The sequence below is a fragment of the Amycolatopsis magusensis genome (assembly GCF_017875555.1).
Taxonomy (GTDB): Bacteria; Actinomycetota; Actinomycetes; order Mycobacteriales; family Pseudonocardiaceae; genus Amycolatopsis; species Amycolatopsis magusensis.
On record NZ_JAGGMS010000001.1, the window covers coordinates 8,916,496 to 8,938,755 of the forward strand.

21 protein-coding genes are annotated in these 22,260 nt (G+C 71.5%); 9 read left to right on the forward strand and 12 right to left on the reverse strand.

What is annotated here, in order from left to right; translation table 11 throughout:
- Window positions 1-10 precede the first annotated feature (10 nt).
- Window positions 11-847, forward strand: coding sequence for an amidohydrolase family protein (locus tag JOM49_RS40105; RefSeq protein ID WP_245369633.1), 837 nt, complete (start codon window positions 11-13; stop codon window positions 845-847).
- Here the strand turns inward: JOM49_RS40105 and JOM49_RS40110 are convergent.
- From JOM49_RS40110 to JOM49_RS40120, 3 genes are all read right to left on the reverse strand, one after another.
- Window positions 831-1,166 carry a hypothetical protein gene (locus tag JOM49_RS40110; RefSeq protein ID WP_209669755.1) on the reverse strand — a complete coding sequence of 112 codons (336 nt, stop codon included), beginning with the start codon at window positions 1,164-1,166 and terminating at the stop codon, window positions 831-833. The two genes, JOM49_RS40105 and JOM49_RS40110, sit on opposite strands and share 17 nt — an antisense overlap.
- 660 nt (window positions 1,167-1,826) lie before the next feature.
- The gene (locus JOM49_RS40115; protein WP_209669757.1) at window positions 1,827-2,819 is read right to left on the reverse strand and encodes a Gfo/Idh/MocA family protein; all 993 of its coding nucleotides are present in this window, start codon (window positions 2,817-2,819) and stop codon (window positions 1,827-1,829) included.
- Between the two features lie 26 nt (window positions 2,820-2,845).
- Window positions 2,846-3,850 (reverse strand): LacI family DNA-binding transcriptional regulator, encoded by a 1,005-nt coding sequence (locus tag JOM49_RS40120; RefSeq protein ID WP_209669759.1) that lies wholly within the window; start codon window positions 3,848-3,850, stop codon window positions 2,846-2,848.
- Between the two features lie 107 nt (window positions 3,851-3,957).
- Between JOM49_RS40120 and JOM49_RS40125 the strand changes: the two genes are divergently transcribed.
- Genes JOM49_RS40125 through iolD form a run of 8 tightly spaced genes read left to right on the forward strand, consistent with a single transcriptional unit; the run spans window position 3,958 to window position 12,181 of the window.
- Complete coding sequence (locus tag JOM49_RS40125) at window positions 3,958-4,848, forward strand: sugar phosphate isomerase/epimerase family protein (RefSeq protein WP_209669761.1); 891 nt, start codon at window positions 3,958-3,960, stop codon at window positions 4,846-4,848.
- 22 nt (window positions 4,849-4,870) lie between these two features.
- On the forward strand, window positions 4,871-5,854 hold the full coding sequence (locus JOM49_RS40130) for a sugar ABC transporter substrate-binding protein (RefSeq protein WP_209669763.1): 984 nt from the start codon (window positions 4,871-4,873) through the stop codon (window positions 5,852-5,854).
- On the forward strand, window positions 5,851-6,885 hold the full coding sequence (locus JOM49_RS40135; RefSeq protein ID WP_209669765.1) for an ABC transporter permease: 1,035 nt from the start codon (window positions 5,851-5,853) through the stop codon (window positions 6,883-6,885). The genes JOM49_RS40130 and JOM49_RS40135 overlap by 4 nt, the downstream gene beginning before the upstream one ends.
- Window positions 6,882-7,673 (forward strand): ATP-binding cassette domain-containing protein, encoded by a 792-nt coding sequence (locus JOM49_RS40140; RefSeq protein WP_209669767.1) that lies wholly within the window; start codon window positions 6,882-6,884, stop codon window positions 7,671-7,673. The genes JOM49_RS40135 and JOM49_RS40140 overlap by 4 nt, the downstream gene beginning before the upstream one ends.
- Window positions 7,673-8,599 carry a 5-dehydro-2-deoxygluconokinase gene (iolC, locus tag JOM49_RS40145; protein ID WP_209669769.1) on the forward strand — a complete coding sequence of 309 codons (927 nt, stop codon included), beginning with the start codon at window positions 7,673-7,675 and terminating at the stop codon, window positions 8,597-8,599. The genes JOM49_RS40140 and iolC overlap by 1 nt, the downstream gene beginning before the upstream one ends.
- Window positions 8,596-9,489 carry a Cgl0159 family (beta/alpha)8-fold protein gene (locus JOM49_RS40150; RefSeq protein ID WP_209669771.1) on the forward strand — a complete coding sequence of 298 codons (894 nt, stop codon included), beginning with the start codon at window positions 8,596-8,598 and terminating at the stop codon, window positions 9,487-9,489. Before iolC ends, JOM49_RS40150 begins: the two co-directional genes overlap by 4 nt.
- Window positions 9,486-10,355, forward strand: a complete 870-nt coding sequence (gene iolB, locus JOM49_RS40155; protein ID WP_209669772.1) for a 5-deoxy-glucuronate isomerase — start codon at window positions 9,486-9,488, stop codon at window positions 10,353-10,355. Before JOM49_RS40150 ends, iolB begins: the two co-directional genes overlap by 4 nt.
- A complete protein-coding gene (gene iolD, locus JOM49_RS40160) occupies window positions 10,352-12,181 on the forward strand; it encodes a 3D-(3,5/4)-trihydroxycyclohexane-1,2-dione acylhydrolase (decyclizing) (RefSeq protein WP_209669774.1) in 1,830 nt (609 codons plus the stop codon). The genes iolB and iolD overlap by 4 nt, the downstream gene beginning before the upstream one ends.
- Here the strand turns inward: iolD and JOM49_RS40165 are convergent.
- The 9 genes from JOM49_RS40165 to JOM49_RS40205 form a co-directional block, all read right to left on the reverse strand.
- On the reverse strand, window positions 12,111-13,319 hold the full coding sequence (locus JOM49_RS40165; RefSeq protein WP_209669777.1) for a glycosyltransferase 87 family protein: 1,209 nt from the start codon (window positions 13,317-13,319) through the stop codon (window positions 12,111-12,113). The genes iolD and JOM49_RS40165 overlap by 71 nt on opposite strands.
- A gap of 160 nt (window positions 13,320-13,479) precedes the next feature.
- Window positions 13,480-13,800, reverse strand: a complete 321-nt coding sequence (locus tag JOM49_RS40170; RefSeq protein ID WP_209669779.1) for a YciI family protein — start codon at window positions 13,798-13,800, stop codon at window positions 13,480-13,482.
- A gap of 11 nt (window positions 13,801-13,811) precedes the next feature.
- A complete protein-coding gene (locus JOM49_RS40175; RefSeq protein ID WP_209669781.1) occupies window positions 13,812-14,870 on the reverse strand; it encodes an NAD(P)-binding domain-containing protein in 1,059 nt (352 codons plus the stop codon).
- A gap of 39 nt (window positions 14,871-14,909) precedes the next feature.
- Complete coding sequence (locus JOM49_RS44290; protein WP_209669782.1) at window positions 14,910-15,872, reverse strand: SRPBCC domain-containing protein; 963 nt, start codon at window positions 15,870-15,872, stop codon at window positions 14,910-14,912.
- A 24-nt stretch (window positions 15,873-15,896) separates the two neighbouring features.
- Entirely contained in the window at window positions 15,897-16,751 is an 855-nt protein-coding gene (locus JOM49_RS40185; RefSeq protein ID WP_209669784.1) for an FAD binding domain-containing protein, read from the reverse strand.
- Window positions 16,748-19,183, reverse strand: a complete 2,436-nt coding sequence (locus JOM49_RS40190) for a xanthine dehydrogenase family protein molybdopterin-binding subunit (protein WP_209669786.1) — start codon at window positions 19,181-19,183, stop codon at window positions 16,748-16,750. The genes JOM49_RS40185 and JOM49_RS40190 overlap by 4 nt, the downstream gene beginning before the upstream one ends.
- Complete coding sequence (locus JOM49_RS40195) at window positions 19,183-19,722, reverse strand: (2Fe-2S)-binding protein (protein ID WP_209669788.1); 540 nt, start codon at window positions 19,720-19,722, stop codon at window positions 19,183-19,185. Before JOM49_RS40195 ends, JOM49_RS40190 begins: the two co-directional genes overlap by 1 nt.
- Window positions 19,723-19,970: 248 nt before the next feature.
- Window positions 19,971-21,083 (reverse strand): XdhC family protein, encoded by a 1,113-nt coding sequence (locus JOM49_RS40200; protein ID WP_209669790.1) that lies wholly within the window; start codon window positions 21,081-21,083, stop codon window positions 19,971-19,973.
- Complete coding sequence (locus JOM49_RS40205) at window positions 21,076-22,185, reverse strand: vWA domain-containing protein (protein WP_209669792.1); 1,110 nt, start codon at window positions 22,183-22,185, stop codon at window positions 21,076-21,078. The genes JOM49_RS40200 and JOM49_RS40205 overlap by 8 nt, the downstream gene beginning before the upstream one ends.
- Window positions 22,186-22,260: the final 75 nt, after the last annotated feature.

A 22,260-nucleotide genomic window follows, 5' to 3' on the forward strand; every position in this document is an offset into this window, starting at 1 on the left:
GCATGGGCTGATGGAGCTGGGCACGATCGGCCTGCCGGAAATCATCGACGCCTGGATGCAGCAGCCGGGCGACCGGTTCATGGCCGAGCCCTGGCTCGAATCCGTGCTCCGGTGGACCGGCACCACGCGGATGGCGCCCCCGCTCCAGGCGACGCTCGACGCGATGGACGTCGCCGGGGTGCACGGGGGGCTGCTGTCCGCGTGGTACTCGCCGCGCGGGCCGCTGATCACCAACGACGAGGTCGCCGCCGTGGTCGAGCGGCATCCCGCCCGGTTCGCGGGCATCGCCTCGGTGGATCTCACGAACCCGATGGCCGCCATCCGCGAGATCCGCCGGTGCGTGCGCGACCTCGGGTTCGTCGGCGTCCGCGTGGTCCCGTGGCTGTGGAACCTGCCGCCGAACGACCGCCGCTACTACCCGGTCTACGTCGCCTGCGTCGAACTCGGCGTGCCGTTGTGCACGCAGATCGGGCACACCGGGCCGCTGTGCCCGTCCGAACCCGGCCGCCCGATCCCGTACCTCGACGAGGTGCTGCTCGACTTCCCCGAGCTGGTGGTCGTCGGCGGGCACGTCGGTTTCCCGTGGCTCGACGAGGTGCTTTCGCTGGTGATGAAGTACCCGAACTTCCACATCGACACCTCCGCGTACGCCCTGCACCGCCTGCCCGCCGAACTCGCCGACTTCGCCAGGGGTCGCGGGCGCACGCGGGTCCTCTTCGGCTCGAACTACCCGATGATCACGCCGGGCGACTGCCTCAAGCAGCTCGGCAAGCTCGAACTGGGTGCCGAGGCGCAGGAACTGTTCCTCGGCGGCAACGCCCGGCGGATCTTCAATCTGCGGCTTTGAGCGCCGCCACCCCGAACACCACGGCGACGACCACGCCGAGCAGCCGCAGCCAGCTACCCGCGAAGATGCCGAACTCCGCCGCGTCCCCCAGTCGTGCGAACGACCCGCTGGCGACGAACCCGATGCCCTCCGCGAGCGCCGCCAGCACCGCGACGATCGGCACCCAGCGCCACCGCAGGAAGAGCAGCGCGGCGGCCACCAGCATGATCACCAACGCCGGCGGCACCGCGGGCATGGCCAGTCCGCCGAGCTTCGCCACCACCAGCCCGGCCGAGGCCACCACCAGCCCCGTCATCGCCGCTTTCCGCGCGGCGTTCACCGCGCCACCTGTTCCGTCGTGACGCTGCGAGCCGGCCCTTGCCTGGCCCCGGTCGATCTGTTCATTTCGGCTTCCCGTCGTCGGGCCTCTGTGCATGACCCGACGAGATTCGCGGACCCAGCGTGGTCACCGCGTCCCCCAGGCGACGACACCAGTCCCTACGCCACCCTGCGTACGCGGCCGCCCCTGCTGCCGCCGCACCCGAGGGACGAGTCCCACTCGCGCACCCGAACCCCACACTCGCGCACCCGAACCTCACGTTCAGGCAGCCGAACCCCACGTTCAAGCAGCCGAACCCCACGTTCAGGCAGGCGAACTTCACGTTCAGGCAGGCGAGTCACACACTCGGGCGTGCGAGCGTGTGGCACTCAAGTTCCCCAACGTGGAACTCGGCCGCGCGGACGCAGCACTCGCCTACCCGAGTGTGTGGGGAGCTTGCCTGTCTGATTCGGGGGTTCGGCTACCCGAACGCGGAACTCGGCTGCCTGAACGTCGCACTCGCTTGCCCGAACGTGGGGTTCGGCTTCCTGAACGTGAAGTTCGGCTTCCTGGGTGTGGGGTTCGGCTTCCTGAACGTCGCACTCGGCTTCCTGAACGTGGGGGTTCGGGGGCCTGAATGTGGGGTTCGGCTTCTTGGGTGTGGGGTTCGGGTGGGTGGGGTTAGGTGGTGAGGGGGGTGGGGCGGTGGGTGTGGAGGGAGTGGGCGCAGGCTTCGGCGATGCGGAAGGCGGCGAGGGCGTCGCCGACGGTGCAGGGGCTGGGGATGCGGCCGGCGACCACGTCGGTGAAGGCTTCCAGTTCGCGGACGTAGGAGGCGCGGAAGCGTTCCATGAAACCCGGGTACGCCGGGCCGGTCGGCCAGGGCACGCCCTCTTCGACCGAGGTCAGCGGCAGCCGTTCGTCCAAGCCGACGGCGATGCTGCCCGCCGAGCCCAGCACCTCGAGCCGTACGTCGTAGCCCGCGGCGTTGTACCTGGTCAGCGAGACGGTGGCGAGGCTGTCGTCGTCCAGGGTGAGCAGGACGGCGGCGGTGTCCACGTCGCCGGCGGCGGCGAAGAACTCGGCGCCCCGGTTGCTGCCGGTCGCGTAGACCTCCGTCACCTCGCGCCCGGTCACCCAGCGGATGATGTCGAAGTCGTGCACCCCGCAGTCGCGGAACAGCCCGCCCGAGCCCGGCACGTACTCGGCGGGCGGCGGCGCCGGGTCCAGTGTGGTCGCCCGCAGCGTGTGCAGCCAGCCCAGCTCCCCCGCGGTGACCGCCCGGCGCGCGGCCAGGTAACCGGCGTCGAACCGGCGCTGGAAGCCGATCTGCACCGGCACCTCGGTCTCGGCCACCTGGTCGACCACCGCCTGCGTGCCTGCCACGTCCCCGGCCACCGGCTTCTCGCAGAACACCGGCAAGCCGGCGCGCACCCCGCGGATGATCAGCTCCGGGTGCGCGTGGGTGGCCGCGGCGATCACCACCCCGTCCAGCCCGGAGGTGAACAGCTCGTCGATGCTGCCCGCCGCGTCGACCTCCAGCTTGGCCGCGGTCGCCCGCGCGCGCTCGGTGTCCACGTCGGCGACCACCACCGAGCCCACCCCGGGCAGCTGCTTGAGGATGTCGGCGTGCGCCGAGCCGATCCGGCCGGTGCCGGCGAGTCCAAGCCTCATCTTTCGCACTCTCCTAACGCGACGGACTAGCCCCGCGGGGCGGCGGTGGTGCCCCGCACCACCAGCGACGGGTGGAGCAGGTGCCGCATCGGCTCGTCCCGCTCCCCGCGCACCCGCTCGAGCAGCGCCTCCACGGCCAGCCTGCCCATTTCCAGCCGCGGCTGGTCCACCGTGGTCAACCAGACGTGGCGCAGCGCGGCGAGCGAGGTGTTGTCGTAGCCGACCACGGAAACGTCCTCGGGCACGCGGAAACCGGCCTCCTCGAAGGCCGAGATGACGCCGACGGCGTTGAAGTCGTTGCCGGAGATGACCGCGGTGGGCAGTTCACGCGAGTCCACCGAGCTGAGCAGCTCGCGCACCGCCTTCTCCCCGGCGGTGTCGGTGTGCTCGCTGCGCACGATCCGCGGCTCGAGCCCGTGGCGCGCCATCGCGGCGCGGTAACCCCGGCGCCGGGCGGCGGCGCTGGCCGCGGAGCCGCCGTCGAAGTGGACGATTCGCCGGTGCCCGCGCTCGACCAGGTGGTCCACCGCGAGTGCCACCCCGGCGGTGCCGTCGTCGTTGACCGTATCCACAGTGGACAGCCGGGAAGTGCGTGAAACCAGCACGAGTGGACACTGTTCGGCCGCTTTTTCCACGGCGGCGGCGGAAAGCACCGGGGAAAGCAGAATCACTCCCGCCGGGCGGAAGGAGAGCAGACTGCGCAACGCCGCCTGTTCCCTGGCGGGACTGCGCGAACCGGTGTTCAGGATGAGGTCGAACCCGGCGGCCTGCGCGGCCGAATCCAGCCCTTCCACCACGTCGGCGAAAAAGGCGTTCCGGAGATCGGAAACCATCACGCCGAGCACCGTCGAAGTGCGACTGGCCAGCGACCTGGCCATCACGTGCGGCTGGTAGCCCAGCTCGTCGGCGGCCTTGAGCACCGCGGTGCGGCGTTGTTCGCTGACCTTGGGCGAATTGCGCATGACCAGCGAAACCAGCGCCCGTGAGACGCCCGCGCGCGCGGCCACGTCCTCCATCGTCGGTCGCACCAACTCGAGCCTCCCCGCCCCCCTTGACACCAGTACGGTGAGGTTACACGATTAGAGCGCTCTAACCAATAGTGCAGGGCGTCAAACCGTCCCCTCCAGATTGGTCACCGATGACAATCGCACCGGAATTCAAGATCGCCGCGGCACCGATCTCCTGGGGGGTGTGCGAAGTCCCCGGCTGGGGCCGGGTGCTCGACGCGCCGGTGGTACTGGGGCAGATGGCCGAACTGGGCGTGCGCGCCACCGAACTCGGCCCACCCGGTTATCTGCCAAGGGATCCCGCGCGGTTGCGGGAATTGCTCGAAAGCCATGAACTTCGCCTGATCGGCGGTTTCCTCGCCGTCGCACTGCACTCCGGACCGGCCGCCGCGGTGGCCGCCGCCGAGGAGTCGGCCGCCCTGTTCGCCGCCTGCGGGGCCGAGGTGCTGGTGCTCGCCGCGGCCACCGGGCTCGACGGCTACGACGAGCGCCCCGCGTTGACCGCCGCCGAATGGCGCACGCTCCTCGACACGGCGGCCAAGATCCGGGACACTGCCGCAGCGCACGGCTTGCGCACCGTTCTGCACCCGCACGTGGGGACGCATGTGGAGACCGAGGCCGAGGTCGAGGGGTTCATCGCCGACTCCGACCTGCCCCTGTGCCTGGACACCGGGCACCTGCTGCTCGGCGGCACCGACCCGGTCGAACTGGCCAGGCGCCACCCGGACCGGATCGGCCACCTGCACCTCAAGGACGTCCGGGCGGACCTCGCCGACCGCGTCCGCGCCGGGGAACTGGCCTACACCGACGCGGTGGGCCAGGGCCTGTTCGTCCCGCTCGGGGACGGCGACGTGGACATCGAAGCGATGGTGCGGTCGGTCCACGCGGCGGGCTACACCGGCTGGTACGTCCTCGAACAGGACACCGCGCTGGGGCCGGACGGTGACGAGGTCCCGATGCGGGACACCGCGCGCAGTTTGGTGCACCTCGACAACATCGTCAGCCGATTGGCGGCTGCGTAGGCCGAACAGCGAGGATTCGACAATGACGTCCAATCGCTCAGGAAGGCTCGGCCTGGTGGCCGCGGCGGCGTTGCTGCTCGCCGCGTGCACCGGGCCCGCCGCCGAAGAACCACCAGGGGGCAGCAGTCCGGAGGTGCCCGCCGAGACCGGCCCGTTCCGGATCGCGGTCATCTCCCACGGCACCGCCGGGGACGCCTTCTGGAACGTGGTCAAGAACGGCGCCGAGGACGCGGGCCGCGCGCTCGGCGTGCCGGTGGAGTACAACTCCGACGGGGATCCGGGCAACCAGGCCAAGCTGATCGACAACGCGGTCGCGCAGCGCGTCGGCGGGCTCGTGGTCTCCATGCAGAACCCCGAGGCGGTGCGGCCGTCGATCGAGAGCGCGGTCCGCGCGGGCATCCCGGTGGTCACCATCAACTCCGGCGAGGAGCAGAGCGCGGCCTACGGCGCGCTGACCCACATCGGCCAGAGCGAGGGCGTCGCCGGTGAGCAGGCCGGCCGCAAGTTCAAGGAGGCGGGCGGGACCAAGCTGCTCTGCGTGATCCACGAGGCGGGCAACATCGGGCAGAACCAGCGCTGCGATGGTGCCGCGCGCGGTTTCGGCTCGGCGGAGCGGTTGCAGGTGGACATCAGCAACCCGACCGACGTGCAGGCCCGCATCCGCGGCGCGGTGCAGACCGACCCGTCGATCGACGCGGTGCTCACGCTGAACTCGCAGGTGGCCGCGAACGCGGTGAACGCGATCGAGCAGGTGCAGTCGAAGGCGAAGGTGGCCACCTTCGACCTGAACGCCGACGTGGTCGCCGCGATCAAGAGCGGTGACGTGCTCTTCGCCGTGGACCAGCAGCAGTACGAACAGGGTTACCTGCCGGTGGTCTTCCTCAAGCTGTACCGGGACAACCGGAACGTGGTCGGCGGCGGCCGGCCGGTGCTGACCGGACCCGACCTCGTCGACAAGTCCACTGTGGACCAGATCGGCGCCTACGTGGAGCGGGGTACCCGATGACCACGACGACCCTGGACGAACGGGTGGGCACCACCCGGCTGAGCGACCGGCTGGTGGTGCGCCCGGAGATCGGCGCGCTGCTCGGCGCGGTGGTGGTGTTCGCCTTCTTCAGCATCACCGCCGACCAGTTCCTCACCGGCGACGGCGTGGCCACCTGGCTCGACGACGCCTCCACGCTCGGCATCATGGCGGTGGCGGTCTCGCTGCTGATGATCGGCGGCGAGTTCGACCTCTCGGCGGGCGTGATGACCGCGTCCACCGCGCTGGTCACCGCGATCCTGGCCACCCAGGCCGGTTGGAACGTGTGGCTGGCGCTGCTGGCCTCGCTGGTGTTCGCGCTCGCCGTGGGCGCGTTCAACGGCTGGCTGGTGATGCGCACCGGCCTGCCCAGCTTCATCGTCACGCTGGGCACCTTCCTCGCATTGCAGGGCCTGAACCTCGGCGTGACGCGGCTGGTCACCGGCACCGTGCAGGTCTCGGGCATGCGCAGCGCCGACGGGTACGCCTCCTCGGGCTTCGTGTTCGCCTCCACCGTGGAGATCGGCGGCACGAAGTTCCAGATCTCGATCCTGTGGTGGATCGGCTTCGCCGCGGTGGCCGCGTGGCTGCTGGTGCGCACCCGGTTCGGCAACTGGATCTTCGCCGTGGGCGGCTCGCCGGTCAGCTCGCGCGCGGTCGGCGTGCCGGTCAAGCGCACGAAGATCCTGCTGTTCATGACCACCGCGGTGGCGGGCTGGCTGGTCGGCTCGATCAACATCCTGCGCTTCGCCAGCGTGCAGGCCAACCAGGGCATCGGGCTGGAACTGCAGTTCATCATCGCCGCGGTGGTCGGCGGCTGCCTGCTCACCGGCGGTTTCGGCTCGGCGATCGGGGCCGCGATCGGCGCGCTGATCTTCGGCATGGCCCGTCAGGGCATCGTCTTCGCCCGCTGGGACAGCGACTGGTTCATGCTGTTCCTCGGCGTGATGCTGCTCGCGGCGGTACTGGTGAACAACACCTTCCGGCGACGCGCGGAGAGGGTACGACGTTGACGACACAGAACGCCTTGATCGAGGTCAACGGCATCGGCAAGACCTACGGCAGCGTCCTCGCGCTGCGTGACGTGTCCACTGTGGTCAACGCCGGTGAGGTCACCTGCGTGCTCGGCGACAACGGCGCCGGGAAGTCCACACTGATCAAGATCCTGGCCGGGGTGCACCAGCACGACACCGGCGAGTTCAAGGTGGACGGTGAGCCGGTGCGGTTCGCCTCGCCACGCGAAGCGCTCGACCGCGGGATCGCCACGGTCTACCAGGACCTGGCCGTGGTGCCGCTGATGAGCGTGTGGCGCAACTTCTTCCTCGGCTCCGAACCCACCCGGGGTTTCGGCCCGATCCGGTGGCTGGATCGCAAGCAGTGCCGGGAAACCACCAAGACCGCGCTGGCCGATCTCGGCATCGACCTGCGTGACGTGGAACAGCCGGTGGGCACGCTTTCCGGCGGTGAACGGCAGTGCGTGGCGATCGCGCGCGCGATCCACTTCGGCGCGAAGGTGCTGATCCTGGACGAACCGACCGCCGCGCTCGGGGTGAAGCAGGCCGGGGTGGTGCTCAAGTACGTGGCCCAGGCACGCGACCGCGGGCTGGGCGTCGTGCTGATCACGCACAACCCGCACCACGCCTACCCGGTGGCGGACCGGTTCCTGCTGCTCAAGCGCGGGGTCGCGCTCGGGGCGTACGAGAAGTCCGAGATCGGCATCGAGGAGCTGACCCGGCAGATGGCAGGCGGCGCCGAACTGGAGGCGCTGGAGCACGAACTGCGGTCGGTGGAGGCACCCTGATGCTGGAAGCGCTCACCATCGGCCGGGTCGGGGTGGACCTCTACCCCGAGCAGAGCGGCGTGCCGCTGGCCGGGGTGCGCAGCTTCGCCAAGTCGCTCGGCGGCACCGCGACCAACGTCGCGGTCGCCGCCGCGCGGCTCGGCAGGCGGACGGCGGTCCTCACGAAGGTCGGCCCGGACGGCTTCGGCGACTACGTGCGCCAGGCGCTGACCGGGTTCGGGGTCTCGCCGGAGCACGTCGGCACCGCCGAGGACCTGCAGACCCCGGTGGTCTTCTGCGCGCTCGACCCGCCGGAGGACCCGCCGCTGCTGTTCTACCGCTCCCCCATCGCCCCCGACCTGACCCTCGGCGAGCAGGACGTGCCGTGGGACGTGGTCGACGAGGTGCCGCTGCTGTGGGTGACCGGGACCGGGGTGTGCACCGAGCCCGCGCGCGGCACGCAACGCGCCATCCTCGAGCGGCGGGCGCGGCGCGGGCACACCGTGCTCGACCTGGACTACCGGCCGATGTTCTGGCCGGACGTGGCGACCGCCCGCGCGGAGATCGGCTGGATGCTCGACCACGTGACGGTCGCCGTCGGGAACCGGACTGAGGTGGAGGTCGCCGTCGGCACCGGCGATCCGGACGAGGCCGCGCGACGCCTGCTGGACCGGGGCGTGCGCCTGGCGGTGATCAAGAAGGGCGCCGACGGGGTGCTGGTCGCCACGCCGGAGGGCTCGTGGACCGTGCGGCCGCAACGGGTCGAGGTGGTCTGCGGCCTCGGGGCCGGTGACGGGTTCGGCGGCGCGCTGATCCACGGTCTGCTGTCCGGCTGGGATCCCGTGCGCCTGGCCACCTACGCCAACGCGGCGGGTGCGCTGGTCGCGTCCCGGCTGGCCTGCGCGGACGCCATGCCGACGGCCGCGGAGATCGAGGAGGTGCTGTGAGTCTTTCCGACGACCGCTGGCGCGAACTGCTGCGCGTGCGGGCGACCGACCCCGGTGCGGTGAACCGCGCGTACGCCGCACGCCGGCGCCGGGAGCGGCTGCTCTCGCCGAGCGGCACGCTGTTCCTGGTCGCCGCCGACCACCCGGCCAGGGGCGCGCTCGGCGTCGGCGACGACCCGATGGCGATGGCGGATCGCCGGTCGCTGCTGGCGCGGCTGCTGATCGCGCTGGAGAACCCGGCGGTGGACGGCATCCTCGGTACCCCGGACGTGGTCGAGGAACTGCTCCTGCTGGACGCGCTGCACGACAAGATCGTCATCGGCTCGATGAACCGCGGTGGGCTGGCGGGCGCGGACTGGGAGATCGACGACCGGTTCACCGCCTACACCGCCCGGTCCATCGCCGATTTCCGGCTGGACGGCGGCAAACTGCTGCTGCGGCTGGTCGACACCGATCCGGGGACCGTGCCGACGCTGCAGGCCAGCGCCGAGGCCGTCACGGAACTGGCGAGCTACGGCCTGATGGCCATGGTCGAACCGCTCCCCTACCAGCGCGACGGCGCCGGGAAGCTGGTCCTGCAACGGGATTCGGCCTCGCTGGCGCGGGCGGTGACGGTGGCTTCCGGGCTCGGCGTGACCTCGGCGCACACCTGGCTGAAGCTGCCCGCGCCGCAGGACCCGGTGATGCTCGACGCGACCACGCTGCCGGTGGTCGTGCTCGGCGGGGTGCCGTCCGGGGATCCCGCCGCGGACCTGGCTTCCTGGGGCGCGGCCCTGCGGCACGACGTGGTGCGCGGGCTGGTGGTCGGGCGGTCGCTGCTCTACCCGCCGGACGGTGACGTGGGCGGCGCGGTCGACGCGGCGGCCCGGGTTTTGGAGAAGAGCCGATGAGCGCACTGCACCACCCGCACGGCACCCTCGCCGACGGCGAAGACCCGATCCTGCTCACCCCCGAGGCCGCGGGCTGGACCTACACCGGCTTGCGCGTCCTGCGGCTCGCCGCGGGCACCTCGCGGGTCGTGCACACCGGCGAGTTCGAGGCGTTCGTACTGCCGTTGTCCGGCGGGTGCGTGGTCGAGGTCGACGGCTCCCGGTTCGACCTGGCCGGCCGGGACTCGGTGTTCACCAGGGTCACCGACTTCGCCTACGTACCGAGGGACGCCGAAGTCACGCTGTCCACAGTGGACGGCTGCGAGCTGGCCCTGCCGATGGCCCGGTGCACGCGGCGGCTGACGCCGGAGTACGGCCCGGCCGAGGACGTGCCGGTGGAGGTGCGCGGCTCCGGTCAGGCCACCCGGCAGGTCACCAACTTCGGCGTGCCCGGGGTGTGGGACCACGCGGACAAGCTGAACGCCTGCGAACTGCTCACCCCCGACGGCAACTGGTCCTCCTACCCACCGCACAAGCACGACGAGGCGAGCGAGTGCGAAGTGGTCAACGAGGAGATCTACTACTTCCGGATCGGCGGGGACGGCGGCTTCGGCCTGCACCGGACCTACACCGCCGACGGCGAGCTGGACGAGAACGCGGCCGTGCGCGACGGCGACGTGTTCCTCATCCCGCGCGGCTACCACGGTCCGTGCGTAGCACCGCCGGGTTACCCGATGTACTACCTCAACGTGCTGGCCGGTCCGGCGGACGAGCGCTCGATGGCGTTCTGCGACGACCCGGCGCACACCTGGATCCGCGACACCTGGGCCGGGCAGGCGCTCGACCCGCGCTGCCCGCTCACCTCGGCGGAAGGACCGGTGCGATGAAGCTGACCACGGCCGAAGCGCTCATCCGATGGCTGCTCGCGCAGCGTTCGGAGACGCTCGCCGGTGACGAAGTGCCGTTGTTCCCCGGGGTGTTCGCCATCTTCGGGCACGGCAACGTGCTCGGCATCGGCACCGCGCTGAGCCGGTTCCGCGACGAGTTGCCGGTCTGGCGCGGGCACACCGAGCAGGGCATGGCGCTGGCCGCGACCGGGTTCGCGAAGGCGGCGGACCGGCGGCAGGTCGGCGTGGTGACCTCGTCGATCGGGCCGGGCGCGCTGAACATGGTGACCGCCGCCGGGGTCGCGCACGCGAACCGGCTGCCGCTGCTCCTGCTGCCCGGCGACACCTTCGTCAACCGCGCGCCGGACCCGGTGCTGCAGCAGGTGGAGCACTTCGGGGACGCGACGGCGACGGTGAACGACGCGTTCCGCGCGGTCAGCCGGTACTTCGACCGCGTCACCCGGCCCGAGCAGCTGGTGGCGACGTTGCCGCAGGTCGCGCGGGTGCTCACCGATCCGGCCGACGCCGGGCCGGTCACGCTGGCGCTGCCGCAGGACGTGCAGGCCGAGACCTTCGACTTCCCGGACTCGCTGTTCGAGACCGTGGTGCACCGGGTGCCGCGACCACGGCCCGACGCACGCGAACTGGCCGACGCGGCGGCCGTGCTGCGGTCCGCTGAACGCCCGCTGCTCGTGCTCGGTGGCGGGGTTCGGTATTCGGGTGCCGGGGCGCGGGCGCTGACTTTCGCCGAGCGGCACGGCATCCCGCTGGTGGAGACCACCGCGGGCCGGACGCTGGTGCCGCACGACCACCCGCTGTACGGCGGTCCGCTGGGGATCACCGGCTCGACTTCGGCGAACGCGCTGGCCGGGGCGGCCGACGTGGTCTTCGCCATCGGCACGCGGTTGCAGGACTTCACCACCGCTTCGTGGACGGTCTTCGACGAGTCGGTGAAGCTGGTGACGCTGAACGCCGCGCGGTTCGACGCGGTGAAGCACGGCGCGCTGGCCGTCGTCGGGGATGCCGACGCTTCGCTGGCGGAGCTGGACCTCGGGGACTGGCGGGTCGACGCGGCCTGGTCCGCACGCGCGGCTTCGGAACGGGCGCGGTGGGACGCGCACATCACTTCGCTGCGGTCGGCTTCCGGGGAGCCGACGTACGCGCAGGTGGTCGGGGTGGTCAACGACCTGTCCGCGCCGGGCGACTACGTGATGACCGCTTCCGGCGGCCTGCCGGGCGAACTCATCGGCGGCTGGCGCGGCGGCGGCGAGGTCGCCATGGACGTGGAGTACGGCTTCTCGTGCATGGGCTACGAACTCGCCGGGGCGTGGGGCGCGGCGATGGCGTTGCCGGACCGGGTGGTGACCACACTCCTCGGCGACGGCTCGTACCTGATGCTGAACTCGGAACTGTTCTCCGCGGCCTTCGCCGGGCACCCGTTCGTCGCGGTGGTCTGCGACAACGACGGGTACGCGGTGATCGCGCGGCTGCAGGAAGGTCAGGGTGGGACGCCGTTCAACAACCAGTACGCGGACTGCCGGACAGTCCACGGCGAACCGCCGCGCGTGGACTTCGCCGCGCACGCGGAAGCGTTGGGGTGCCTGGTCTTCCGGGCCGGGAGCGTGGTGCACCTGCGCAGCGCGTACCAGAAGGCACGGGAAGCCGCGGCCGCCGAACGCCGCCCGGCCGTCGTCGTCATCCGAACCCGCCCGGACGCCTGGACCGACGCCGGCGCCTGGTGGGAAGTAGGCGTCCCTACCTCCCTCTCCGGCCACCCTGATCTTGTCGCGGGAAAGTCGCGCCAGCTACGCCACACGCGCCGCTGAGGCGAGGCCAGGCGGCGGCCGCCAGGATCGTGAGGACACCGACGGCGACGTAGCAGTTGCCCAGCCAGTGCTGCGAAACCGTCCATTCCAGCCCTGGGCGGTCGAAAGCCGGGTAGTACCGGAAGGGCGCGAGTACGAAGATCGCCCCGACGGCCGTCGCCGCGAGGAGCCAGGGCCACGAGCGCACGCCGTAGAGCACCAGCAACAGCAGGGCCGGGGCGATCCACACCCAGTGGTGCGACCACGAAGTCGGCGACACCAGCAGCGCGAACGTCGCGTTCACCAGCAGCGCCCCGGCCGAGTCCGCCTTCCGCATCGCCAGGACGACCAGTCCCAACAGCAGCGCGGAAACCACGAGCCACACCGCCGTCGCCGGACCGGACTCCAAGCCGAACCGCGCGAGCACCGCCTGCACGGTCTGGTTGGTGTGGAAGGAAGTCCCGCCCATGCCCGACGCGCCGCCGAGGCCGTCGAACCAGTAGCGCGCCGACGCCGAAGGGGCCACCAGGAAACCCAGCCCGGTCGCGGCGCCGAACGTGGCGAAGGCCGTCAGCGTCGCCCGGAAATCACGGCGTACCAGGAAGAACAGCACGAACGCCATCGGCGTCAGCTTCACCGCGGCCGCGAGGCCCACGCCGATCCCGCGGTACCGCCCGCGGAACAGCAGGCAGTCGGCCGCCACCAGGCCCATCAGCGGCAGGTTGATCTGGCCGTACCCGAAGGTCGCGCGCACCGGTTCCAGCAGCAGCGCCGCCGGCGTCGCCACCCCGGCGACCGCGAGCGCACCCCGCCACGACGACCACCGCGACCGCACCACCGCGTACAGCGTCACGCCCAGGCTGGCCAGGTTGACCGCGAACAGCAGCACCACCGCCCACCCCAGCGGCACCGCCGACAACGGCGACAGCACGATCGCCGCGAACGGCGGATAGATGAACGGCAGCGGGATGCCCGCGTCGGCCAGCGGCAGCGCGCCGTAGAGGTCGCGCCCGCCCCACAGCGCGTCGACGCCGAACCGGTACACCTCGAGATCGCTGTGCGAGCGCCCGATGATCGACACGATCAGCGCCACGGCCGCCGCCACGCCCCCGAGCACGGCCGCCCACCAGTACCGGAGCAGGCCGGACTTCGTGCGCATGGTGCGGCTGGTCCCCCGGTACCGGCTCCCGGGGCGCGCCCGGCTGCGCCAGACAGTACCGGCGGCGGCCGACGAGTTCCCGCCCCGGCTCCGTCCACCGCGCGAACGCCCTGGTGTCCGGCTTCCTGGTCACCACGGGCACGGTCGGCGCCGTGGCACGTCAGCCCGTTTCGACGACCGGCCGGATCTCGATCAGGCCCCGGTGTGCCACCGGGTGGGCGGCGGCGATCTCCACGGCCTCGTCCAGGTCGGCGCACTCGATCACGCCGAACCCGCCGATCTGCTCCTTGGTCTCGGCGAACGGGCCGTCGGTGCGCAGGACCTCGTCGCCGCGCACGCGGACGGTGACGGCCTCCTCCTTCGGCCGCAGCCCGATGGCGGCGCGGAGCACACCGCGGTCCTCCATCCGCTCGGTCCAGCCGCCACAGCCCTCGTTCGCGGCGGCCTCGTCGTCGCCGCCGATCATCAGCAGGTACCGCATGCGTCCCCTCCTCAGCCCAGTAACCGCCGCACCTCGGTGACGGCGGCGCGGCCCGCCCGGTTCGCCCCGACAGTACTGGCCGACGGGCCGTAGCCGACCAGGTGCAGGCGCGGTTCGGCGACCACGCGGGTGCCGTCCATCCGGATCCCGCCGCCGGGGTCGCGCAGGTGGAGCGGGGCGAGGTGGTCCAGCGAGGCGCGGAACCCGGTGCCCCAGAGGATCACGTCGGCGGCGCGTTCGGTGCCGTCGGCCCAGGCGACCCCGCGCGGGGTGATCCGCTCGAACATCGGCTCGCGGTCGAGGATCCCGGCGTCCTGGGCGGCACGGATCTCCGGCGTCAGCGCCAAGCCGGTCACGCTGACCACGCTCTCGGGCGGCAACCCTTCACGCACCCGGCGTTCGACCCTGGCGACGGCTTCGCGGCCCCAGTCCTCGTTGAACGGCCCTTCGCGGAACACCGGCGGCCGGCGCGTCACCCAGATGGTCTCCTTGGCGACGGGCGCGAGCTCGAGCAACTGCTGGATCGCCGAGGTGCCGCCGCCGACCACCACCACGCGCCGCCCGCGGAACGGGGCAGTTCCGGTGTAGTCGGCGGTGTGCAGCTGACGGCCGGTGAAACTCTCCTGACCGGGGTAGTGCGGCCAGAACGGCTTGTCCCAGGTGCCGGTCGCGTTGATCACCGCGCGGGCCGCCCAGGTCTCGGCGGCGCTGGAGACGAGGAGCCGGTTGTCCTCGCCTTGGCGGACGGACAGCACGTCGACCGGGCGGCGCACCGGCAGGTCGAAGGTGCGCTCGAACCGCTCGAAGTACTCCGGCACCACCTCACTCGCCGGGCGGCTGCCGTCGGGTGTGCCGAACCGCAGGCCGGGGAGGTCGTAGAGGCCGTGGACCTTGTTGAGCACCAGCGACGGCCAGCGGTACTGCCAGGCCCCGCCCGCGCGTTTGGCGTGGTCGAGCACCACGAACTCGCGGTTCGTGAAACCGGTGCGCCGCAGGTGGTAGGCGGCGGACAGCCCAGCCTGCCCCGCGCCGATGACCACCACTTCGGTGGTGTGGTCCGCCTCGTTCATACCCGGTACAACCCGCGGGCGGGCCGGGTGCTTCCCCCGCTAGCGCCGGAGCGCGCGGATCACAAAAACCACCCCGGCGACCACCGCCGCGAGCACCACGACCGGCGCCACCCGCTTCGCCACCGGCGCACCCGCGTAGTCGAGCAGGTTGATCGGCTCCGCCTCCGGCTCGGGCGGCGGATCGACCGCCCGCAACTTGGGCCGCTCGGTCTCCACCTCCCCAGCCACCACAGCCTGCGGCGTCGTAGCCGCCCCGGCCTGCACAGCCTCGGTCTCCGGAGCCTGCGAGGCCGCGACCTGGCGTTTTGTGGCCTGACGGGTGGTGGCCTCAGTTCGTGTGGACGGGGCTTCCCCGGTCTTCGATTTCGCCGCATCCCGTTTGGTCGCGCCGGGATCTGTCGCCTCGACCTCGGGTTTCGTGGCCCGAGACTCTGCGGTCTCGGATACCGCGGCCTCCAATGTCCCCTTGCGGGAGCCCTCGGACGGGGATCCCGTGGCCTCCGACTTCACGGACTTCAGCTTCGCAGTCCCGGCTTCTCCCGCCTGGGGTGACGCGGGGGCGTCACCCAGTTCGCCGGCCAGGCAGGTGGCGAAGGTGTCCAGGATCTTGCCGCTCACCTCGGCGATCATGCCCCGGCCGAACTGCGCCGGGCGGCCGGTGACCTTGAGGTCCGTGGCCACCTCGCCGACCGTGGCGCCGTCCTCCTCGTGCAGGGTGACCGTGACCGTGGCGGCCGCGGTGCCGGAGCCCCGCGCGTCCTTGCCGGAGGCCTTGATGACCACCTTGCGAGCCCCGGCGTCCTTCTCCAGGAACTCACCTTTTCCTTTGTACGTCAGGGAGATCGGCCCCAGCTTGACCTTGACCGTACCGCTGAACGCGTCGCCGTCGACCTCGGTCAGGGTGGCGCCGGGCATGCAGGGTGCCACCCGTTCGGGATCGACCACCGCCTGCCACACCTGGTCGAGCGGGGCAGGGACGGTGAACCGGTGGTCGAGTCGCACAGGAACCGATCTCCCTTCGTGAACCTAGGAACCCAGCGCGGCGGTGAGCGCGCGCCCGGTCAGCACCTTCGCCAGGTGCTGACGGTATTCGACATCGGCGTTGCTGTCCGCCGCCGGATCGGTGCCTTCGGCGGCGTGCTCGGCGGCCGCGCGCACCGACTCGGCCGTGGCCGGTTGCCCGACCAGCGCCGACTCCACCGCCCGCGCCCGGACCGGCACCGAGGCCATGTTCGTCAGCCCGACCCTGGCCTCGGTGATGGTGCCGCCCTCGGTGTGGACCGCGGCGGCCACCGCCACCATCGACCACGCCTGCGCCACCCGGTTGAACTTCTCGTAGTGCGCGTGCCAGCCGGTGTGCTTCGGCACCCGCACCTCGACCAGGATTTCGCCGGGCCGCAGCGCCGTGGTGAACAGGTCGACGAAGAACTCCGCCGCCGGGATCGTGCGCCTGCCGTCCATGCCGGAGACCACCAGCTCGGCGTCCATGGCCAGCACCGGAGCCAGCAGGTCACCGGCCGGATCGGCGTGCGCCAGCGAGCCGCCGAAGGTGCCGCGGTGGCGGACCTGCGGGTCGGCCACCGTGGCGGTCGCCTTGCCCAGCAGGGTCGCGTGCGCGTCGATCAGCGGATCGCGCTGGAGGTCGTAGTGCGTGGTCATGGCGCCGATGACCAGCGCGCCCCCGTCCTCGCGAATGCCCCGCAGCTCGGGGATCCGGCCGAGGTCGATGAGCTTGGTCGGCGTGGCCAGCCGCATCCGGAGCACCGGCAGCAGGCTCTGCCCGCCCCCGAGCACCTTCGCGTCCTCGCCCGCGTCCACCAGTTCCCGCACCGCTTCGTCCACAGTGGACGGAGCGGCGTAGTCGAATGCCGCCGGGATCACCGGGCACCTCCTGAAGCGTCGATCGAGCCGAGCCCGCCGCCGGACTCGGAGCCGACGCCACCGGCGTCGGGCTGGCCGGTGCGGATCGCCTGCCAGACCCGCATCGGGGTCATCGGCATCTCCACGTCCCGCACGCCGTACTGCCGCAGCGCGTCGACCACCGCGTTGACCACCGCCGGGGTGGAGGCGATCGTGCCCGCCTCCCCGACCCCCTTGACGCCCAGCGGGTTCGTCGTCGACGGGGTCTCGGTGCGGTCGGTGGTGAACGAGGGCAGGTCCGCCGCCGACGGCAGCAGGTAGTCGGCGAAGGTGCCGGTGGTCAGCGTGCCGCCTTCGTCGTGCACCGCCTCCTCGAACAACGCCTGCGCGATGCCCTGCGCGAGTCCGCCGTGCACCTGGCCCTCGACGATCATCGGGTTGATCACCTTGCCGATGTCGTCCACGCAGACGTAGGACCGCAGCGTCACGCGGCCGGTTTCGGTGTCCACTTCGGTCGCGCACAGGTGGGTGCCGTGCGGGAAGGAGAAGTTCTCCGGATCGAAGGTGGCCTCGGAATCCAGTGAGGGTTCCACCCCGTCGGGCAGGTCGTGCGCGGCGAACACGGCGAGCGCGACGTCCTGGATGGTCGTCGCGGACTCCGTGCCGCGAACGGTGAACTTGCCGTTCGCGAACTCCAGGTCGTCCTCCGCGCATTCGAGCATGTGCGCGGCGATCGGCCGGGCCTTGGCCACCACCTTCTCCGCGGCCTTGACCGCGGCGATCGCGCCGACGGTCAGCGACCGCGACCCGTAGGTGTCCATGCCCTTGTGCGAGGACTGGGTGTCGCCGTGCAGCACCTCGATGTCCTCGAACGGCACCCCGAGCTGGTCGGCGATGATCTGGCTCCACGCCGTCTCGTGGCCCTGGCCGTGCGGCGAGGACCCGGTGACCACCTCGACCTTGCCGGTCGGCAGCATCCGCACCGCGGCGTGTTCCCAGCCTCCCGCGCCGTAGGACAGCGAGCCGAGCACCCGCGACGGCGCCAGCCCGCACATCTCGGTAAACGTCGAGATGCCGATGCCCAGCTGCACCGGGTCCCGGCGCTCCCGGCGTTCGGCCTGCTCGCGGCGCAGGCCGTCGTAGTCGAACAGCTCCTTGGCCTTCGCGGTCGCGGCCTCGTAGTCCCCGGAGTCGTAGGTCAGCCCGGCGACCGTGGTGAACGGGAACTCGTCGTGCTTGATCCAGTTCTTCTCACGCAGCTCCAGCGGGTCCACGCCCAGCTCGGCGGCCAGTTCGTCCATCATCCGCTCGATGGCGAAGGTGGCTTCGGGACGGCCGGCGCCGCGGTAGGCGTCCGTGGGCACCTTGTTGGTGAACACGTTCGTGCAGACGAACCGGTAGGCCGGGATCTTGTAGATCGAGTTGAACATGAACGCGCCGAGGATCGGCACGCCCGGGCTGACCAGCCGCAGGTAGGCGCCCATGTCGGCGAGCAGTTCCACCTTGAGCCCGGTGATCGTGCCGTCGCGGCGGGCCGACAGCGTCAGGTTCTGGATCTGGTCACGCCCGTGGTGCCCGCTGAGCAGCGACTCCGACCGCGACTCGGTGAACTTCACCGGGCGGCCGAGCCGGCGCGCGGCCAGGAAGGTGATCACCTCTTCCGGCGTGACCTGCAGCTTGCCGCCGAAACCACCGCCGACGTCCGGCGCGATCACCCGCACCTTGTGCTCGGGTACGCCGAGCGTCATCGCCAGCATCAGCCGCAGGATGTGCGGCACCTGCGTGGCCGACCACATGGTGTACTGCCCCGAAGTCGGGTCCACCACCACCGAGCGCGGCTCCATGAACGCCGGGATCAGCCGCTGCTGGCGGAACTTGCGGGTGATCACCACCTCGCCCTCGGCGATGGCCTGCTCGACCTCACCACCGGTGCCCGCCTCCGCGGAGTCGAAGATCCAGGTGGCGTTGGTGTTCGTGGACAGTGCCGAGTGGACCAGGTCGGCGCCGTCCTCGACGGCCGCCTCCATGTCCAGCACCACCGGCAGGTCCTCGTAGTCGACCTCGATGGCTTCCAGCGCGTCGTGCGCCTCGTAGTCGCTGCGGGCGATCACCACGGCCACCGCCTCACCGGCGAAGTTGACCGTGTCCACCGCCAGCGAGGGCGCGTCGGGCGACTTCATGTCCTCGGTGATCGGCCAGGCACACGGCAGGCTGCCCTGCTCCTCGGCGAAGTCGGCCCCGGTGAACACCGCGACCACGCCCGGCTGGCCCTGGGCCGCGGTGACGTCGATCGAGGTGATCCTGGCGTGGGCGAACGGGCTGCGCAGGACGGCCGCGTGCAGCATGCCGGGCAGCGTCAGGTTGTCCGTCCAGCGGGTGCGCCCGGTGATCAGGCGCTCGTCCTCCTTGCGCAGCCGGGACTTCCCGACCTCCGGCTCGATGGTGGAGGTCATCACTCACCCCCGCCGATGCTGCTCGGCGTGCGGAACTCGCTGCCTTCACCGACGCGTTCGGCGTCGGGTCCGGCACCCGGGCGCATGTGGTGCGCGGCGTCGCGCACGGCCGCCACGATGTTCTGGTAACCGGTGCAGCGGCACAGGTTCCCCTCGATGCCCTCCCGCACGGCCTGCTCGTCGGGGTCGGGGTTGTCGGCCAGCAGGTCGAGCGACTGCATGATCATGCCGGGGGTGCAGAACCCGCACTGGAGCGCGTGGTTGTCGTGGAAGGCCTGCTGGACGGGGTGCAGCTTGCCGTCACGGGCGATGCCCTCGATGGTGGTGATCTCGCAGCCGTCCGCCTGCACGGCCAGCACGGAACAGGACTTCACGCTGTGGCCGTCGAGGTGCACGGTGCAGGACCCGCAGTTGCTCGTGTCGCAGCCGACTACGGTGCCGACCTTGCCCAGCCGTTCCCGGAGGTAGTGGACGAGCAGCTGCCGCGGCTCGACCTCGTCGGAGTAGCTGGTTCCGTCGACGTTGACGGTGATTCGCATCAGGCCTCCAGTGGTGGGGCTGGAAGTGATCGGGCTCACTGGGGAGCGTGCTACTCCGATCTCGATCTAACAACCCCAGCCCGGGTGACCCCGGGACCACATTCCGCGGATGCGTCGTCCCACCGCCATTCCACCCGCATCCACGGAACCCCGCCGCTCGCACCCGCCAGCGAATGCTATGAGTGGGGCATTACTTGCATTCATCGCAAGTAATGCCCCACTCATAGCATTCACGGCAGGGGCGTCGGCTAGCTGTGGATCCGGCCGTCCAGCTCGGCCAGGCGCTGGCCCTTGCCGCCCCAGCGCAGCGCGATGATCTCGGCGGCGATGGACACCGCGGTCTCCTCCGGCGTGCGGGCACCGAGGTCGAGGCCGATCGGCGACGACAGCCGCGCGATCTCCGCGTCGGCGACCCCGGCTTCGCGCAGCCGCGTGATCCGGTCGTCGTGCGTGCGCCGCGAGCCCATCGCGCCGACGTACCCGACGTCCAGCCGCAGCGCGACTTCCAGCAGCGGCACGTCGAACTTCGGGTCGTGGGTCAGCACGGTGACCACGGTGCGCCGGTCGATCCGGCCCGCTTCGGCCTCCGCGCTGAGGTAGCGGTGCGGCCAGTCGACCACCACGTCGTGTGCTTCGGGGAACCGGCTCGCGGTGGCGAAGACCGGGCGCGCGTCGCACACCGTGACCTGGTAGCCGAGGTAGGCGCCGAGCCGGGCCATCGCGGCGGCGAAGTCGATCGCGCCGAACACCAGCAGCCGCGGCGGCGGCTCGAACGAGTTCACGAACACCGAGGCGCCTTCACCACGGCGCTGCCCGTCCGGGCCGTAGTGCAGCATCCCGGTGCGGCCGGTGGCCAGCATGCCGCGCGCGTCGTCGGCCACCGCGTCGTCCATCCGGGACGAGCCGAGCGTGCCCGCCGCGCGCTGCGGCCACACCACGATCCGCTTGCCGAGGCGCTCGGGGTCCGGGTGCTCGACCACGGTGGCCATCGCCACCGGCTGTCCCTTGTGGACGGACTCGGCGAGTTCGGCCAGTTCCGGCAGGCTTTCGCGGTCCACCGGCTCGACGTAGATGTCGATGATGCCGCCGCAGGTCAGCCCGACGGAGAAGGCGTCGTCGTCGCTGACGCCGTAGCGCTGCAGCACCGGCGTGCGGTCGGCGACCACCTGCTGCGCGAGTTCGTAGACCGCGCCTTCGACGCAGCCACCGGAAACGCTGCCGGTCACCGTGCCGTCCGGCGCCACCAGCATCGCCGCTCCCGGCGCCCGCGGCGCCGAGGAGAAGGTGGCCACCACCGTGCCCAGTCCGACCGTCTCCCCCGCCGACCAGCGGCGGTGGAGTTCCTCCAGCACATCACGCATCGCGTTTCTCCCGCATCCGTCCGAGCAGTCGGTCCAACGTGTCGAGGCTGTGCCCGGCGAGCAAGCCGTCCAGGTGCGGCAGCGCCGCGACGATCCCGGCCTGGACCGGAGCGTAACCCGCCCGCCCGGCGTGGGGATTCGTCCAAAGCACCAAATGCGCGAGGCGGCGCAGGGCCGCCAGCTGGTCACCCAGCAGGGTGGTGTCGCCGCGTTCCCAGCCGTCGGAGAACACGACCACCACCGCGCGGCGGGCCAGCCCGCGGCGGCCCCATCGGTCGAGGAACACGCGCAGGCCCTCGCCGAGCCGGGTCCCGCCGGCGAAGTCCGGCACCGCGTGCCCGGCGGCGAGCATCGCCCGCTCGGGATCGCGTTGCCGCAGCTGTCGGGACACCCTGGTCAGCCGGGTGCCCATGGTGAACACCTCCACCGCCCGCGGCGCACGCCGGACCAGCACGTGCGCGAACCGCAGCAGGGCGTCCGCGTACGGGCTCATCGAGCCGGAGACGTCGATGAGCAGCACGACCCGGCGTGGCTGCTCCTTGCGACTACGGCGCGCGAGGCGGACCAGTTCACCGCCACCGGCGACCATCGCGCGCAGGGTCCTGGCCGGGTCCAGCTCACCCCGGCGGGACGGGCGGCGGCGAGCCGAGCGGCGCGTCGGGAACACCGGGCTCAGCGTGGCGAACAGCTCGCGCAGGTGCTCGCGCTCAGCGGCGGTCAGTTCACCGAGATCCCGGTGGCGCAGGACCTCTTCGGTGCTGGCCGAGACGCGCAACGGCTCGTTGTCGCTTTCGCCCTCGCCGTCGTCACCCGGCTCGGCGAGCAGGGCCATCCGGCTCCGCCGCGGCACCGGGGTCCTCTTGCGCGGGCCGGGCGGCGGCTCCTCGCCGAACCACGAGGCGAACGCGCGATCGTACCGGGGCAGGTCGTCGGGATCGGCGCACAACGTCAGCCGCCCGGCCCAGTACAGCAGCTCGCGATCGGCCAGTTCGACGTGCTCGACGGCCCCGAGGAAGGCGTCCAGCCGCTGGGGCGCGGCGGGCAGCCCGGCCGCACGCAGCGCGGTGGCGAACCCGGCGAACCCGGGGAGGGGGGTGGCCATCAGAACGTCCAGGATACGCTCTTCCCCGGATGCTTCGGTGTGTCGGCGGAATGACGCTACTTACCGGTAAGATGA